15 protein-coding genes are annotated in these 16228 nt (G+C 63.5%); 14 read left to right on the top strand and 1 reads right to left on the bottom strand.

Annotation, left to right across the window (positions count from 1 at the left end; genetic code table 11):
• Positions 1 to 38 precede the first annotated feature (38 nt).
• The 7 genes from rimP to rbfA are packed head-to-tail and all read left to right on the top strand — an operon-like array spanning position 39 to position 6878.
• Positions 39 to 584, top strand: a complete 546-nt coding sequence (gene rimP, locus VSX77_RS04805) for a ribosome maturation protein RimP (protein ID WP_338426522.1) — start codon at positions 39 to 41, stop codon at positions 582 to 584.
• Positions 584 to 2212: a transcription termination factor NusA gene (nusA, locus tag VSX77_RS04800; protein WP_338426521.1), complete on the top strand. Its 1629-nt coding sequence runs from the start codon at positions 584 to 586 to the stop codon at positions 2210 to 2212. The genes rimP and nusA overlap by 1 nt, the downstream gene beginning before the upstream one ends.
• Positions 2193 to 2963: a DUF448 domain-containing protein gene (locus VSX77_RS04795; RefSeq protein ID WP_338426520.1), complete on the top strand. Its 771-nt coding sequence runs from the start codon at positions 2193 to 2195 to the stop codon at positions 2961 to 2963. The genes nusA and VSX77_RS04795 overlap by 20 nt, the downstream gene beginning before the upstream one ends.
• 17 nt (positions 2964 to 2980) lie before the next feature.
• On the top strand, positions 2981 to 5515 hold the full coding sequence (gene infB, locus VSX77_RS04790) for a translation initiation factor IF-2 (protein WP_338426519.1): 2535 nt from the start codon (positions 2981 to 2983) through the stop codon (positions 5513 to 5515).
• Between the two features lie 57 nt (positions 5516 to 5572).
• Entirely contained in the window at positions 5573 to 5869 is a 297-nt protein-coding gene (locus VSX77_RS04785; protein ID WP_338426518.1) for a GIY-YIG nuclease family protein, read from the top strand.
• Positions 5870 to 5916: 47 nt separating this feature from the next.
• Entirely contained in the window at positions 5917 to 6471 is a 555-nt protein-coding gene (locus VSX77_RS04780; RefSeq protein WP_338426517.1) for a DUF1697 domain-containing protein, read from the top strand.
• A complete protein-coding gene (gene rbfA / locus VSX77_RS04775; protein WP_338426516.1) occupies positions 6468 to 6878 on the top strand; it encodes a 30S ribosome-binding factor RbfA in 411 nt (136 codons plus the stop codon). The genes VSX77_RS04780 and rbfA overlap by 4 nt, the downstream gene beginning before the upstream one ends.
• Positions 6879 to 6964: 86 nt before the next feature.
• On the opposite strand, the gene VSX77_RS04770 is transcribed toward rbfA, so the two are convergent.
• Positions 6965 to 8395 carry a WS/DGAT/MGAT family O-acyltransferase gene (locus VSX77_RS04770; protein WP_338426515.1) on the bottom strand — a complete coding sequence of 477 codons (1431 nt, stop codon included), beginning with the start codon at positions 8393 to 8395 and terminating at the stop codon, positions 6965 to 6967.
• A 199-nt stretch (positions 8396 to 8594) separates the two neighbouring features.
• Between VSX77_RS04770 and VSX77_RS04765 the strand changes: the two genes are divergently transcribed.
• From VSX77_RS04765 to pnp, 7 genes are all read left to right on the top strand, one after another.
• Positions 8595 to 9554 (top strand): IS1595 family transposase, encoded by a 960-nt coding sequence (locus tag VSX77_RS04765; protein ID WP_338426514.1) that lies wholly within the window; start codon positions 8595 to 8597, stop codon positions 9552 to 9554.
• A 166-nt stretch (positions 9555 to 9720) separates the two neighbouring features.
• Positions 9721 to 10665 (top strand): hypothetical protein, encoded by a 945-nt coding sequence (locus VSX77_RS04760; protein ID WP_338426513.1) that lies wholly within the window; start codon positions 9721 to 9723, stop codon positions 10663 to 10665.
• Between the two features lie 174 nt (positions 10666 to 10839).
• Entirely contained in the window at positions 10840 to 11433 is a 594-nt protein-coding gene (locus tag VSX77_RS04755; RefSeq protein WP_338426512.1) for a thymidine kinase, read from the top strand.
• Complete coding sequence (locus VSX77_RS04750) at positions 11426 to 11962, top strand: GNAT family N-acetyltransferase (protein WP_338426511.1); 537 nt, start codon at positions 11426 to 11428, stop codon at positions 11960 to 11962. The genes VSX77_RS04755 and VSX77_RS04750 overlap by 8 nt, the downstream gene beginning before the upstream one ends.
• A gap of 204 nt (positions 11963 to 12166) precedes the next feature.
• Complete coding sequence (gene truB, locus VSX77_RS04745) at positions 12167 to 13132, top strand: tRNA pseudouridine(55) synthase TruB (RefSeq protein ID WP_338426510.1); 966 nt, start codon at positions 12167 to 12169, stop codon at positions 13130 to 13132.
• 25 nt (positions 13133 to 13157) lie between these two features.
• Entirely contained in the window at positions 13158 to 13427 is a 270-nt protein-coding gene (gene rpsO, locus VSX77_RS04740; protein ID WP_136173326.1) for a 30S ribosomal protein S15, read from the top strand.
• A gap of 273 nt (positions 13428 to 13700) precedes the next feature.
• On the top strand, positions 13701 to 16016 hold the full coding sequence (pnp, locus tag VSX77_RS04735; protein ID WP_338426509.1) for a polyribonucleotide nucleotidyltransferase: 2316 nt from the start codon (positions 13701 to 13703) through the stop codon (positions 16014 to 16016).
• Positions 16017 to 16228 lie beyond the last annotated feature (212 nt).

Raw genomic sequence — 16228 nt, 5'->3', positions numbered from 1 at the left:
CTGCATGGCTTTCCGGTCGTCCGATTTGGAAACAGAGCTTGGTCGATTTCGACGCCCTGAATGCGATCATCGCGCCCGAAGCCGAGGCGATGGGCCTCGCGCTTGTGCGCGTCGCTTTTTTTGGCGGCGACAGCGACCCGACCTTGCAGGTGATGGCCGAGCGGCCCGACACGCGCCAGCTGACGATCGACGATTGCGCTGAACTGTCGCGCCGCATCTCCGACCGGCTCGACGCGCTCGAGGAAGCGGGCAAGGACCCGATCGATGTCGCCTATCGGCTCGAAGTCTCGTCGCCCGGCATCGACCGGCCGCTGACGAGGCCCGCCGACTTCGCCGACTGGGCGGGGCATGAGGTGAAGGTGGCGCTCAAGGAAAAGCTGGACGGGCGCCAGCGCTTCAACGGCACGCTCGTCGGCATCGACGGCGATGTCGTCACGATTTCGGATAAGGAAGGGGTGGAGCATAAGCTGCCGTTCGATGCGATCGACACGGCGAAGCTGGTCCTCACCGACAAATTGATTGCCGCAACCGTTCCGCTCTCCACCGAGGGCGCCGACGAAATGGAAGAAGAAGGACAGGACTGATGGCCACTGCCATTTCCGCCAACAAGGCCGAGCTGCTCGCGATTGCCAACAGCGTCGCCAGCGAGAAGATGATCGACAAGGCGATCGTCATCGAGGCGATCGAGGAAGCGATCCAGCGTGCCGCGCGCGCGCGTTACGGCGCCGAGAACGACATTCGTGCGAAGCTCGACCCGCAGACCGGCGACCTTCGCCTGTGGCGCGTCGTCGAAGTGGTCGAGACGGTCGAGGATTATTTCAAGCAGGTCGATCTCGCTGCCGGGCAGAAGTTGCAGAAGGACGCCAAGATCGGCGACTTCATCGTCGATCCGCTGCCCGCGGTCGACCTTGGCCGCATCGACGCGCAGTCGGCGAAGCAGGTGATTTTCCAGAAGGTCCGCGAAGCCGACCGCGAGCGCCAGTATCAGGAGTTCAAGGACCGCGCGGGCGAGATCATCACCGGCGTCGTGAAATCGGTCGAATTCGGCCATATCGTCGTCAACCTGGGCCGCGCCGAGGGTGTGATCCGCCGCGACCAGCAGATCCCGCGCGAACTGATGCGCGTCGGCGACCGCGTCCGCGCGCTGATCCTGTCGGTGCGCAGCGAAACGCGCGGGCCGCAGATTTTCCTCAGCCGCGCGCACCCCGACTTCATGAAGAAGCTGTTCGCGCAGGAAGTGCCCGAAATTTACGACGGCATCATCGAGATCAAGGCCGCAGCGCGCGATCCGGGTTCGCGCGCGAAGATCGGCGTCATCAGCTATGACGGCAGCATCGACCCCGTCGGCGCCTGCGTCGGCATGAAGGGCAGCCGCGTGCAGGCGGTCGTCCAGGAAATGCAGGGCGAAAAGATCGACATCATCCCCTGGTCCGAAGATACCGCGACTTTCGTCGTCAACGCGCTCCAGCCGGCAACGGTGCAGCGCGTCGTGATCGACGAGGATGACAGCCGCATCGAAGTCGTCGTTCCCGACGATCAGCTGAGCCTTGCCATCGGCCGCCGCGGCCAGAATGTCCGCCTCGCCAGCCAGCTGACCGGCAGCCAGATCGACATCATGACCGAGGCCGACGCGAGCGAGAAGCGGCAGCGCGAATTCGTCGAGCGTTCGACGATGTTCCAGGAAGAACTCGACGTCGACGAAACGCTCGCGCAGCTGCTGGTCGCCGAAGGGTTCAGCGAGCTGGAAGAAGTCGCCTATGTCGGCATCGACGAACTGGCGAGCATCGAAGGCTTCGACGACGAACTGGCGCAGGAGCTGCAAAGCCGTGCGCTCGAAGGGCTCGAGCGCCGCGAGGAAGCGTCGCGCGCAGAACGCCGCGAACTGGGCGTCGAGGACGCGCTTGCGGACATTCCGCACCTGACCGAAGCGATGCTCGTCACGCTCGGCAAGGCGGGAATCAAGACGCTCGACGACCTTGCCGACCTCGCGACCGACGAACTGATCGCGAAAAAGCGCCAGGACAATCGCCGTGGCCCGGCGCGCAGCGAGCGCGCCGAGGACAAGGGCGGCGTGCTCGGCGAATATGGCCTGAGCGAAGAGCAGGGCAACGAGATCATCATGGCGGCGCGCGCGCACTGGTTCGAAGACGAACCCGAAGCAGCCGCGCCTGCCGAAGCCGGGGAGGCCGCCGATGCGGACCCCGCACAATGATCAGCTGAGCGAACCAGACCGCGCTGGTCGGCGCGGCCAGCATGTGCCCGAGCGGCGCTGCGTCATCACCGGCGAGGTTTCGCCGGCCGAACGGCTCGTGCGCCTCGCGCTCGGGCCCGACGGCACGATCGCGCCCGACGTCCACGGCAAGGCGCCGGGACGCGGCGCGTGGATCGGCGTCGATCGCGCGGCGCTTGAAGTCGCACAGGCGAAAGGCAAGCTGAAAGGCGGGCTGGCGCGTGCGCTTCACGAGGGCAATTTCACGATTCCCGATGACCTCGGTGCGCGGATCGAGGCGCAGCTTCAGCGCGCGACGCTCGATCGGCTAGGGCTGGAATCGCGTTCGGGAACTCTGCTCAGCGGCAATGAAAAGATCGAAACCGCGGCGCGCAAGGGGCAGGTTCGCCTACTCCTCCATGCCAAGGATGCGGGCGAGGATGGCCGCAAGAAACTCGCGCAGGCGTGGCGCGTCGGTGAGGATGACGAAGGTTCGGGCCGCGAAGGTCTGGTCTTGCCGGTGGACCGCGGCACCCTATCTATGGCATTGGGGCGCGAGAATGCGGTGCATCTGGCGATTACCGATGCCCGCGCCGCGGCACGGGTGCTCGCGCATTTGAGCCGCTGGCAGTTTTTCACCGGATGGAGTAGGGACGCGGCCAACCGCGATTCCGACCCGCACACCGCGCCCGTATCCGGCGCGGAAAATATTGGGGCGTTGCCGCCGGGCAGCGCCGCGTCGGACGCGTTTTGAAGGAATGATGGTTTTCGATGAGTGACGAACAGGACAAGCCGACCCTTAGCCGCAAGCCCCTGGGCCTGAAGCGGACGGTCGAGGCCGGACAGGTGCAGCAGCAATTCAGCCACGGCCGCCGCAATACGGTGGTGGTCGAGGTGAAGCGCCGCCGCGTGCTGGGCCGGCCGGGCGAGGCTGCGCCCGCACCCGAAACCGAAGAGGTCCAGGCTGCGCCCGCGCCCGCACCGGCTCTCGCGGCGCCCAAGCCGGCAGCGCCCAAGCCTGCCGCGCCCGACAGCCTGATGACGCGCCAGGAGCGTCAGGCGCAGCTGCTGCGCGAGGCCGAAGAGGCGCGCATGGCGGCGCTCGAGGAAAATCGCCGCCGCGAAGAAGCCGCGCGCGCGCGCGCCGCCGAGGAAGAAAAGGCCCGCGCCGAAAAGCGCGATGAACAGGGAACGGTCGAGGCCGCCGAACCGGCGCCCGCCCCGGCTGCGGAACAGGAAAAAGCTGCCGATGCTGCGCCCGCCGCCGCCGAGCGGCAGGGCGAGGCCGCGCCGCGGCCCGCGACGACCAGCGCCGCCCCGGCGCCGCGCCGCTTTACCCCGGTCGAAGCGCCGAAGCGCCCCGAACCCAAGCGTCCCGAGCCCAAGGCCAACCGCGGCGCGGAAAATCGTCGCCAGTCGGGCAAGCTGACCGTCACGCGCGCGCTGAACGACGACGAGGGCGCGCGCGCGCGCAGCCTCGCCGCGCTGAAGCGCGCCCGCGAAAAGGAAAAGCGCTCGCACACCAGCTTCTCCGGCCCGCGCGAGAAGCAGGTCCGTGAAGTCGTTGTTCCCGACACGATCACCGTGCAGGAACTGGCGAACCGCATGGCCGAAAAGGGCAGCGATCTGGTGAAGGCGCTGTTCAAGATGGGCAGCCCCGTCACGATCAACCAGACGATCGACCAGGACACCGCCGAACTGCTCGTCACCGAATTCGGGCACGAGATCAAGCGCGTCAGCGAAGGCGACATCGACATCCGTCACGACGAGGATGTCGACGATGCCGAACATCTGAAGCCGCGCGCGCCGGTGGTGACGATCATGGGCCATGTCGATCACGGCAAGACCAGCCTGCTCGACGCGCTGCGCGGCGCGAATGTGCAGGCGGGCGAGGCCGGCGGCATCACGCAGCATATCGGCGCCTATCAGGTGACGACTCCCGACGGTTCGCTCGTTACCTTCCTCGATACGCCGGGTCACGAAGCCTTTACCGAGATGCGGCAGCGCGGTGCCAATGTCACGGACATCGTCATTCTGGTGGTGGCGGCCGACGATGGCCTGAAGCCGCAGTCGATCGAGGCGATCAACCATGCGAAGGCGGCGGGCGTGCCGATCATCGTCGCGATCAACAAAGTCGACAAGGAAGGCGCCAACCCGCAACGTGTCCGCGAACGTCTGCTCGAGCATGAGCTGGTGGTCGAGGAAATGGGCGGCGACGTGCAGAATGTCGAAGTGTCGGCGCTGAAGAAGACCGGCCTCGACAAGCTGCTCGATGCGATCGCGTTGCAGGCCGAGATCATGGAGCTCAAAGCCAACCCCGATCGCGCCGCCGAAGGCACGGTGGTCGAGGCGAAGCTCGACAAGGGCCGCGGCCCCGTCGCGACGATCCTCGTCCGTCGCGGCACGCTCAAGGTCGGCGACATCTTTGTCTGCGGCGCTGAAAGCGGCCGCGTCCGCGCGCTGATCGACGATAAGGGTCAGCAGATCAAGGCTGCCGGGCCGTCGATGCCCGTTGAGGTGCTCGGCCTTGGCGGCGTGCCGATGGCGGGCGATACGCTGACCGTTGTCGAAAACGAGGCGCGCGCCCGCGAAGTCGCCGCCTATCGCCAGGAACAGGCGCTTCGCAAGCGGACGGCGCAGGCGCCGGTCAGCCTTGAAGGCATGTTCGAGGCACTCGCCGACAAGGCGAACGTCATCCAGTTCCCGGTGGTCATCAAGGGCGATGTGCAGGGGTCGGTCGAAGCGATCGTCAACGCGCTGAACAAGATATCGACCGACGAGATCAAGGTCCGCGTGCTCCAGTCGGGCGCTGGTGCGATCACCGAGAGCGACGTAACGCTGGCGGCGGCGAGCAACGCGCCGATCATCGGCTTCAACGTCCGCCCGAACGCCAAGGCGCGCGAGATCGCGAAACGCGAAAAAGTGCGCTTCATGTACCATGACGTCATCTATCACCTGACCGACGAGGTCCGGAAGGAGATGGCGGGCGAGCTGGGTCCGGAGCGGATCGAAACCGTCGTCGGCCGCGCCGAGGTCAAGGACGTCTTCCCCGCCGGCAAGCGCGACAAGGCCGCGGGCCTGCTCGTGCTCGAAGGCGTCATCCGCAAGGGGCTGCACGCACGCCTTACGCGCGACGACGTCATCGTCTCGGCCACGACGATCGCGTCGCTCCGCCGCTTCAAGGACGATGTCGCCGAAGTGCGCGCGGGCCTCGAGTGCGGCGTCGTGCTGTCCGATACCAACGACATCAAGGCGGGCGACAATCTCGAAGTGTTCGAGGTCGAGCTTCGCGACCGGACGCTGTAAACCCTGTTTTGTGTCCCCGCGCAGGCGGGGACCCAGAGCGGCAAGGAACCGGACGAGATGGGCGGACGACCCGGCTATGTTTATATCATGGCGAGCGGTCGCAACGGTACCATCTACATTGGTGTGACCAGCGACTTGCTGAAACGCGTTTGGGAGCATCGCGAAGGCGTCGTGTCGGGTTTCACCAAGCGCTATGGTTGCAAGCTGCTGGTATGGTTCGTTGCGTTCGACGACATTCAGGATGCTCGCGCTCACGAACTGCGTATGAAGAAATGGAATCGCGTCTGGAAATTGCGCGAGATCGAAGAGAATAATCCGCTGTGGCAAGATTTGTATCCGACGTTGACGCTCTGACGCTCTGGGTCCCCGCCTGCGCGGGGACACGGGATTAAGGCGGGACCATGGCGCGTTACGTCGCCCTGTTCGGCAGCATCAATGTCGGCGGCAACCGGCTGAAGATGGTCGATCTGCGTTCGGCCTTCGAGGCTGAGGGTTTCAGCAACGTCGAAACCGTCGTGGCGAGCGGCAATGTGCTGTTCGACCATGACGCGCGTCCGACGCGCGGGCTCGAGGAAAAGCTTGCGATGATGGTCGACGAGCGTTTCGACATGACGAGCGCGGTGGTGGTGCGCGACCGCGATGAATTGGCGGCGGGGGTGTCGGACAATGTCTTCGCAGGCACGAATGAGGACAAGTTCGTTCACACCATGTATCTGACTGACCAGCCGACAAAGGCGCAGTTCGATCAATTGGTTGGCGATCATCTTGGCCGCGGCGGCGAGAAGCTCGCGCTCGGCAAGCGCATGCTGTTTCTCGACTATGGCGACGGCGTCGCCGACAGCAAGCTCACCGGCGCCTTCATCGAAAGGCGCTTGGGCTGCAAGGGCACCGCGCGTAACATGCGCTCGATCGCGCGCATCGTCGCGAAACTGGACGAAGAGAAGAAGGCAAAGTGAAAAAGGGCGACAAGGATCAGGGGCCGTCGGTCCGCGTGCTGCGCGTCGGCGAGCAGGTGCGCCACATCCTGAGCGAGATCATTGCACGCGGCGACGTCCACGACGACGTCCTTGCGACGCACCCCGTCAGCATCACCGAGGTGCGGATGTCCCCCGACCTCCGCCACGCGACGGTGTTCGTGAAGCCGCTGCTCGGCAAGGACGAAGAGGCGGTGCTGAAGGCGCTGCGCACGAACACCGCATACCTCCAGAAGACCGTCGCGTCGAAGGTGCGGATGAAATATGCCGCAAAGCTGAAGTTCCTTGCCGATGAAAGCTTCGACGAGGCGAGCCATATCGAAAAGTTGCTGCGCGATCCGAAGGTGGCGCGCGATTTGGCAACGCCTGAAGACGATACCGACGCCTGAATTCCGTTCGTGTCGAGCGAAGTCGAGACACCCCGCGAACTTACGCCAAGCCGATGGGCATCTCGACTTCGCTCGATGCGAACGGGTTAGTTTTTGGAATTCGCCTTCTTGATCCCCGCCGCCGTCTCCAGCTCGACCAGCGCGTCCTCCAGATAATCGATCATCCGCTGCGCGTGCGGAACGCTGCGGCGGCAGGCTGTGATGCCGAAGTCGATGTTCCTGAAATTCGACACCTGGGTGATGTTCATCGCCATGCCGTCGACGGGGATGCTCGCGGGATACATTCCGTCGAGGCGCGCGCCGTTCCAGTACATCTGCTCGCGCGGCCCGGGGACGTTCGAGATCGTTGCAGAATAGGCGGGGAATTTGTCGGCGGTGCGCGTGAGCGCGGTGAGCATCTGCGGAAAACTGGTGATCGCGGTGTAGAGCTGGATCTGCTGCGCGGTCATCGCGCGCAGTTGCGCCTTGGCCGAGTTCATCGATTCCTGGATCGCCGCCATGCGCGCCGCCGGATCGTCGATATGCGTCGCGAGGTTCGCGGTCACCGACGCGACCGAATTGCCCGAATCGACGTCGTCCTTGGGCCGGATCGACACCGGCGCCATGGCTTTCAGCGGCTTGTCGGGCAGCTCGTTGAGCGATTGCAGATATTTGCGCATCGCGCCCGCGCACATGCCGAGGACCGCGTCGTTGATCGTCCCGTCATAGGCCTTGCCCATCGCGCGCACGCGCTCGAGCGACCAGCTTTGCGCGACGAAGCGGCGCGCGCCGGTGATGTTGCGGTTGAAGCTGGTGCGCGGCACCCCGGCGAAAGGCGTGACGAGGCCGTCGCCGCCGATGCCGAACATCGCGGCGAGATATTGGTTCATTGCCTTGGTGACGCCGACGCTGTTGCCCCATTGCTCCTTCAGGAAATCGCCGATCGCCTTGATGTCGGTGAGGTCGGGGCGCGGCGGTTTCTTGGGGGCGGGGAATTTGCGTTTGTACGCCTCATAGGCTTCGACCGAGAGCGGGGACGCGGTGCGGCGCTCGTCGGGGTCGGCCGAAAACATCGAGTTGTAGAAATGGATGCTCGCCGCCCCGTCCATCAGCGCGTGGTGAACCTTTTTGAAGGTCGCAATCTGGCGATTGGGCAGCCCCGAGATGAGCGTGATTTCCCACAAGGGGCGCGTCCGGTCGAGCAGCCCCGAATGGAGCCGCGAGGCGAGCTCGAACATTTCGCGGTAACGCCCTGGCTTGGGCAGTGCGGCGGAGCGGACATGATAGTGCATGTCGATGTCCCGGTCGGGCGTGAGCCGGATCGGGCCATACTGCCCGAAGGGCGTCAGTTTCAGCACCTCGCTGAACGGTCGCCTGAGACCTTCCGATTGTCGCAGCAGCGCGAGCTGTTCGTTCAGCCACTCGGTCTCGTCGACCCCGTCGGGCAGCGTATAGAGATTGATGCCGCCGATATGCATCGGCATTTCGCGACTTTCCCCCCACAGGAACATCGCATCGGTCACCGGCATCAGCCGCATGGCAGCTCTCCCCCACTTATTGTGCTGCATATTTGTGCGCAGCATGACAGGGGGGCGGGCGGAGTCAAGCGATGCTCACCAGACGTCGTCACCCCGGGCTCGACCCGGGGTCCCGCTTGGCGACGATCAAAAGCGGGACCCCGGATCAAGTCGGGAATGATATACTTGACAAAGCAACCTTCTGCCGGTAGGTAGAGGTATGGACATTACCGCACCCCGCTTCACCAACGAAACCGCCGCTCGCGAGCACCTCGAAGCGCTGCGCTGGCCGCAAGGTCCGTATTGCCCACATTGTGGTTCGTTCGCCGCAAAGCGCCTTCCTGCACAACGTGGCCGCCCCACCAAGGCGCACCCCGAAGGCGCGATCCGCGACGGCGTGATCCAGTGCAACGATTGCCGTAAGCAGTATTCGGTGACGGTCGGCACGGTATTTGAGAGCAGCAAGATTGCCCTTCATAAGTGGGTGTTGGCGACCTTCCTGCTTTGCTCGTCCAAGCGTGGCATGTCCGGTCATCAGCTTGCGCGCATGTTGGGCGTCACACAGAAAACGGCATGGTTCATGTCGCACCGTATTCGTGAGGCCATGCGCCCCGTCGATGGCGAGCCTCCCCTTGGTGGCGAAGGCAAGATTGTCGAGGCCGACGAAACCTTCATCGGCGGCAAGGAAAAGAACCGCCATAAGAGTAAGCGAGCGACCCGTCGCGTTGGCGGCAATTGGGGCAAGGAAACCGTGTTCTCGCTCGTTGAACGTGACGGCAGCGTTCGTTCGACGCACGTTGTGAGCGTCACCGCCGCGAACCTCCGCCCCATCCTTACCAGCCAGATCGACGCTGCAACCCTGCTTTGCACCGACGATGCGGGCCAGTATCGCCACATGGGCCGCGTTTTCAAACATGAGGTGGTGAACCACTCATCCGGCGAATACGTGCGCGGCGTAGCTCACACCAACACCGTCGAAGGTTATTTTTCGATCCTGAAACGCGGTGTGGTCGGTACCTATTACCACATGAGCGCGACCCATCTGCACCGTTACTGCGCGGAATTCGATTTCCGCTACAACACCCGCAAAGGCAACGATTTCGAGCGCTGCGAGCTGGCGCTTAAAGGCATCACCGGCAAGCGCCTGACTTATCGGCGGACTGATAACATCGCAGCCTGAGAAGGTCGGGCCGCCTCGTCAATTTGGTGAGAAGCGAAAACGCTACTTTCGCTGATCCTGATCCTTAGGCGATTTCGGACTCGACTCCTTTGCCGGTTTATGCGGCTTATGCGGTGTCGCCAGCATTCGGCGAAGAACATCTTCTTCTTTGTGATCGGGGGCGGTCATGGTTTCAAAGATACCTTCTGCGGTGCATCCGTCAATAAAGGCTGGGAATTGGTATTTTGGGGTCACTTGCAAGAAGTGCGAGAAGCACATTGCGGTCGAAATAGATCCTTCGAACGGTAAAACGCCACACCAATGGCCAGTTGGCGTTGTCTTGGTTGGTCACTGCTATCACTGTGACCATAGTGCCGAGTACGTCGGCTTCGCCTCCAAAAAAGCAGATGAGGATCGCCCATCTGTCATAGACAAGCGACCGAAGCCGACAAACCAGCAGCCTTATCCATTCCTACCTAAGCACTCGAAATTGATGCCGTATTTTGGACATGGCGCGATTGAGATGCGGCCAGAGTTCGGGTTGATCATTGCTAGAATAATCAGCCTGTGGTCGAGTTTAGAAACTCAGACCGCGAGAATCTTGAGCCGAGCAATGGGCGCCCATGAAACGGAAGCGGGAATTGCCGTCTATCTCTCCCTGCGTAATGCGCGAGCAAAGAGAGAAGCACTCGATGCGGCCACCAGCGCTTCGTTCAATGCTGCGGACAATGAATTGGTGCTCGCATTCTCGCGCTGGAGGGCTTCGCTGGAAACTCACCGGAATTGTTTTGCTCATTATTTGATTGGAATCGCCCCGGGGTTGAACGACGCGCTTCTAGTCGTTCCGCCTGAGAAATACAGCGCCCTTAGAATCAAGGTTACCGCTGGTCATGACATGGCTGATATCGAACGCCAGTTCCGCGGCGGCATTACAGTTTATCCAATCGGCGTTGCGGAACGAATAGCGCGTGATATCGAAAACCTGACACATTCTACTGCCGATCTCGTGGGGTATCTAGGTGATCAACAGGCTGCGCGGCGCGCTGAACGATACCGGCAGCTATGTCTTCTGCCTCGGATAAAGGAAGAGTTAGATCGGCATCGCGCTCAAAATACTCGCGCAAAAAGGTGACGGCTGCGCGGTAGAACTCCGCGCCGCTTAGCTGTGTCCCAAACGCTTCTTCAATATCTCGAATACCGGCCTGTCGGTTATCACCCCTAGCAGATTCAAGTCGCTTTGTCATGTATATCACTCCCGATCAAGTCCGGGGTGACGGACGAGAATTGGCGCGTTATCGCGGCACGTATGGCCAAGCTCTATTTCTATTATGCCAGCATGAATGCAGGCAAATCGACAACGCTGCTGCAGGCGGATTTCAACTATCGCGAGCGCGGCATGGAGACAATGCTGTGGACCGCCGCGCTCGATGATCGATATGGGGCCGGGCAGGTGACGAGCCGCATCGGATTGATGGCGGAGGCGCATAAATTCGACCCCGACAGCGATTTATTCGCGGCGGTGAGCGCGGAGAACGCCGAGCGCCCGCTCGCGTGCGTGCTCGTCGACGAGGCCCAATTCCTGTCGCGCGAGCAGGTGCTCGGGCTCGCCCGGCTCGCCGACGAGGCCAATATTCCGGTGCTCTGCTATGGCCTTCGCACCGATTTTGCGGCGAACCTGTTTGCGGGCTCGGCGGCGTTGCTCGGGCTTGCCGATGCACTCGTCGAACTGAAGGCGGTGTGCGAATGCGGCCGCAAGGCGACGATGAACCTGCGCGTCGACGAAAGCGGCCGCGCGGTAGTCGAGGGCGCGCAAACCGAGATCGGCGGCAACGACCGCTATGTCGCGATGTGCCGGCGGCATTTTATGGCCAAGCGGCGCGAGGCGGCGGCCGATGCTTGACCGGCTTTATGTCGAGCTGGCCGACGGCGACCTGCGGCTCGTCAAGCTGGCCGAAGCGCACCGCGAGGCCTTGCGTGCTGCCTGCGCGGCGGACCTCGACATCTGGCCGATCTATGCGGTCAGCTATGGTCCCGGCCATTTCGATGCCAGTTTTGCGGCGCTCATCGGCCATGAGAGCCGGATGCCCTATGCGATTATAGACGGTGACGTGCTGGTCGGCATGACGGCATGGCTTCGCGCCGATGTGTCGGCGCAGACGGTCGAAATTGGAACCTCCTATATTCATCCCGCCGTGCGCGGCACCGGCCTCAATGGCCGCGTGAAGCGGCTTTTGCTCGATCACGCTTTCGCCGTCGGCATCCGCCGCGTCGAATTCCGCGTCGACGAACGGAACCAGCGGTCGCAGGCGGCGATGGCCAAGCTGGGGGCCGTCAAGGAGGGTGTGCTGCGCGCCGAGCGGATTACGTGGACCGGGCATGTGCGCGATACGGGCCTGTGGTCGATATTGGCCGGGGAGTGGCAGAAATAATCCTCCCTGTTGCGCAGCGATGGGGAGGGGGACCGTTCGCGAAGCGAAGGGTGGAGGGGCCAGCGACGTCGCGCCATGGCCCCTCCGTCAGCGGCCAAAGCCGCTGCCACCTCCCCGTCGAAGCGCGACAAGGCGAAGGACATCATGGGCGAAAAGCCCGCGGCAAATTGACAAGCGCGGTCCGGCGCGCCTAGCGCCGCGGCGATGAACGGCTGGATCATCCTCGACAAACCATTGGGGCTGGGCTCGACGCAGGCGGTCGGCGCGGTCAAGCGCGTGTGTCGCGAAGCGGGGCTGGGGAAGGTCAAGGTCGGGCATGGCGGGACGCTCGACCCGCTGGCGTCGGGGGTGCTGCCGATCGCGCTCGGCGAGGCGACGAAGCTGTGCGGGCGGATGCTCAATGCGAGCAAGGTTTACGACTTTACCATACAGTTCGGGACCGAGACCGCGGGCCTTGATGCCGAGGGCGACGTTGTGGCGACCAGCGACGTGCGGCCGACGCTGGCGGAGATTGATGCGGTGTTGCCGCGCTTCACCGGGCCGATCGAGCAGGTTCCGCCGGCTTACTCTGCGATCAAGATCGACGGGGAGCGGGCCTATGATCGCGCGCGCAAGGGCGAGGCCGTCGAGATGAAGGCGCGGGGGGTGACGGTTTATGCGCTCTCACTTCGTCACCCCGGACTTGATCCGGGGCCCCGCTTGTCACCGTCGCTGAGCGGGACCCCGGATCAAGTCCGGGGTGACGAGGGTAGGGAAGGCCGGATCGGCTCCATCACCCTTACCGCCCACGTCTCGAAGGGCACCTATATACGCAGCCTTGCCCGCGACATTGCGCGCGCCGTCGGCACGGTCGGCCATGTCACGATGCTCCGCCGCACCAAAGCCGGACCCTTCACGCTCGAACAGGCGATTTCGCTGGACAAATTGAACGCTTTCGGCCAAGGGGCCGCGCAATCAGAAATATTTCTGCCGCTCGAGGCAGGGCTGGTCGACATCCCGGCTCTGAACCTTTCCCCGGAAGCGGCAGGGGCGATCCGTCAGGGTCGTGTCTGGACCGGGGTAAGCGCGGATGACGGGCTCTATTGGGGAAGGGGCAGCGATATGCGTCCCGTCGCCCTGGTGGAGGCTTTGGCGGGAACGCTGAAGGTGGTCCGCGGCTTCAATCTTTAAGCCATGATGTTCGAGGAAAGAAACTATGTCGATTACCGCCGAGCGCAAAGCCGAAGTCATCAAGGACAATGCCCGCGAAAAGGGCGACACCGGTTCGCCGGAAGTCCAGGTTGCGATCCTCACCGACCGCATCAACACGCTGACCGAGCATTTCAAGGCGCACCACAAGGACAACCACAGCCGCCGCGGCCTTTTGATGATGGTCAACAAGCGCCGCAGCCTCCTCGACTATCTTCGCAAGAAGGACGAGGGCCGCTATCAGGCGCTGATCGCGAAGCTGGGTCTTCGTAAATAAGAATTCGAGGGCGGCTCCGGGTTCGGAGCCGCTTTCATTTTATCCGTTCGGCCCCGGACTTGATCCGGGGTTTGTCGAAACCCCGTCCTTTTCTTCGAGAAGGAAGAAAGGCCCTTCGACAAGCTCAGGGCGAACGGAGTTGGAGGAACCGCCGCAATTCGGCGGCGGTTTCGCAAGCAAGGGGCCAAGAAACGGCCCCGCACCGCCCCGGGCCGGACTGCCCGGACACAGAGGCCCCGCCCGGCATAGGGCCCGGCGGGCGAAGGAAACCACATGTTTGACGTGAAAAAAGTATCGATCGAGTGGGGCGGTGAAACGCTGACCCTCGAAACGGGCAAGGTTGCCCGTCAGGCCGACGGCGCCGTGATGGCGACGCTGGGCGAAACGGTCGTCCTGTGCGCCGTGACCGCCGCCAAGTCGGTGAAGGACGGGCAGGACTTCTTCCCGCTGACCGTCCATTATCAGGAAAAATATTCGGCCGCAGGCCGCATCCCGGGCGGCTTCTTCAAGCGCGAACGCGGCGCGACCGAAAAGGAAACTTTGGTCAGCCGCCTGATCGACCGTCCGATCCGCCCGCTGTTCCCCGAAGGTTTCTATAACGAAATCAACGCCATTGCCCAGGTTCTGAGCTATGACGGCCATAACGAGCCCGACATCCTCGCGATGGTCGCGGCGTCGGCCGCGCTCACCATTTCGGGCGTGCCCTTCATGGGCCCGATCGGCGCCGCGCGTGTCGGCTATATCGACGGCGAATATATCCTCAATCCGACCGACGCGCAGGTTGCCGAAGGCGACCTCGACCTGGTCGTCGCCGCCACTTACGATGCGGTGATGATGGTCGAATCCGAAGCCAATGAGCTGTCGGAAGAGGTCATGCTGGGCGCCGTCCTGTTCGCGCACGACGCGTGCAAGGAAGTGGTCAAGGCGATTGTCAAGCTCGCCGAACAGGCCGCCAAGGATCCGTGGGAAATCGCATCGTCGGACGACAATGCCGACATCAAGGACAAGCTCAAGAAGCTGATCGGCAAGGACATCGCCGCCGCCTACAAGCTGACCGACAAGTCGGCCCGCTCGAACGCGCTCAACGAAGCGCGCGCGAAGGCGAAGGAGCAGTTCACCGCCGACGGGCTGGACCCGCAGCAGGTGATGGCGGGCATCAAACTGACCAAGAAGCTCGAAGCGGAAATCGTGCGCGGCGCGATCCTGAAGGACGGCAAGCGCATCGACGGACGCACGACGACGCAGATTCGTCCGATCGTCGCCGAAACGCATTTCCTGCCCCGCGCGCACGGATCGGCGCTGTTCACCCGCGGTGAAACGCAGACGATCGCGACCTGCACGCTTGGCACCAAGGATGCGGAGCAGATGATCGACGGCCTGAACGGCCTGTCGTACCAGAACTTCATGCTGCATTATAACTTCCCGCCCTATTCGGTCGGTGAAGTCGGCCGCTTCGGCGCGCCGGGCCGCCGCGAAGTCGGTCATGGTAAGCTCGCGTGGCGCGCGCTGCACCCCGTGCTGCCGACGAAGGACGAGTTCCCCTATACGATCCGCCTGACCAGCGACATCACTGAGTCGAACGGCTCATCGTCGATGGCGTCGGTGTGCGGCGGTTCGCTCGCGATGATGGACGCCGGCGTGCCGATCAAGCGGCCGGTGTCGGGCATCGCGATGGGCCTGATCCTCGAAGGCAAGGATTATGCGATCCTCAGCGACATCCTTGGCGACGAAGATCATCTCGGCGACATGGACTTCAAGGTCGCGGGCACGTCGGAGGGTATCACGACGATGCAGATGGACATCAAGATCGCGGGCATTACGCGTGAGATCTTCGAGGCCGCGCTCAATCAGGCCAAGGAAGGCCGCGCGCACATCCTCGGCGAGATGAACAAGGCGCTGGGCGAAGCGCGCACCGAACTGTCGGCGCACGCTCCGCGTATCGAAACGATGCAGATCGACAAGGCGAAGATTCGCGACGTCATCGGCACCGGCGGCAAGGTGATCCGCGAGATCGTTGCAACCACCGGCGCCAAGGTCGACATCGACGACGAAGGTCTGATCAAGATTTCGTCGAGCGACCTCGACCAGATCGAGGCCGCCCGCAAGTGGATCAGCGGCATCGTCGAGGAAGCCGAAGTCGGCAAAATCTACGACGGCAAGGTCGTCAACCTCGTCGATTTCGGCGCATTCGTGAATTTCATGGGCGGCAAGGACGGCCTGGTCCACGTCAGCGAAATCAAGAATGAGCGCGTCGAAAAGGTAGCCGACGTCCTGTCCGAAGGTCAGGAAGTCAAGGTCAAGGTGCTCGAGATCGACCCGCGCGGCAAGGTTCGCCTGTCGATGCGCGTCGTCGACCAGGAAACCGGCGAGGAACTCGAAGACACCCGCCCGCCGCGCGAGCCTCGCGAGCGTGGTGACCGCGGCGACCGCGGCCCGCGCCGCGACGGCGGCGACCGCGGCCGCGGCGGCCGCGATCGTGGCCCCCGCCGCGATGGTGGCGGCGATCGTGGTCCCAGAGGCGATCGCGGCCGCGAACGCAGCGACGGTCCGGAAGATCAGGGTCATGTGCCTGATTTCCTGAAGGACTAAGTCTTTCGGTTAGCGAACAGAGAAGGGGCTGCCGCGAGGTGGCCCCTTTTTCGTTCCGGAGGATGTCCGTCTCGGGCGAGAGGGAGAAGTTGAATCCTCCCTGTGGCCGAAGGCCATGGGAAGGGGGACAGCCGCCGCAGGCGGTGGCGGAGGGGCCGCGATGTCGGCGCCATGCCCCCTCCGTCAGCGCTTCGCGCTGCCACCTCCCCATC

The sequence above is a fragment of the Sphingopyxis sp. TUF1 genome (assembly GCF_036687315.1).
In the GTDB taxonomy this organism is placed as follows: domain Bacteria; phylum Pseudomonadota; class Alphaproteobacteria; order Sphingomonadales; family Sphingomonadaceae; genus Sphingopyxis; species Sphingopyxis kveilinensis.
The sequence above is the reverse complement of the archived record's forward strand: the minus strand, read 5'-3'. Positions and strand labels throughout refer to the sequence as shown.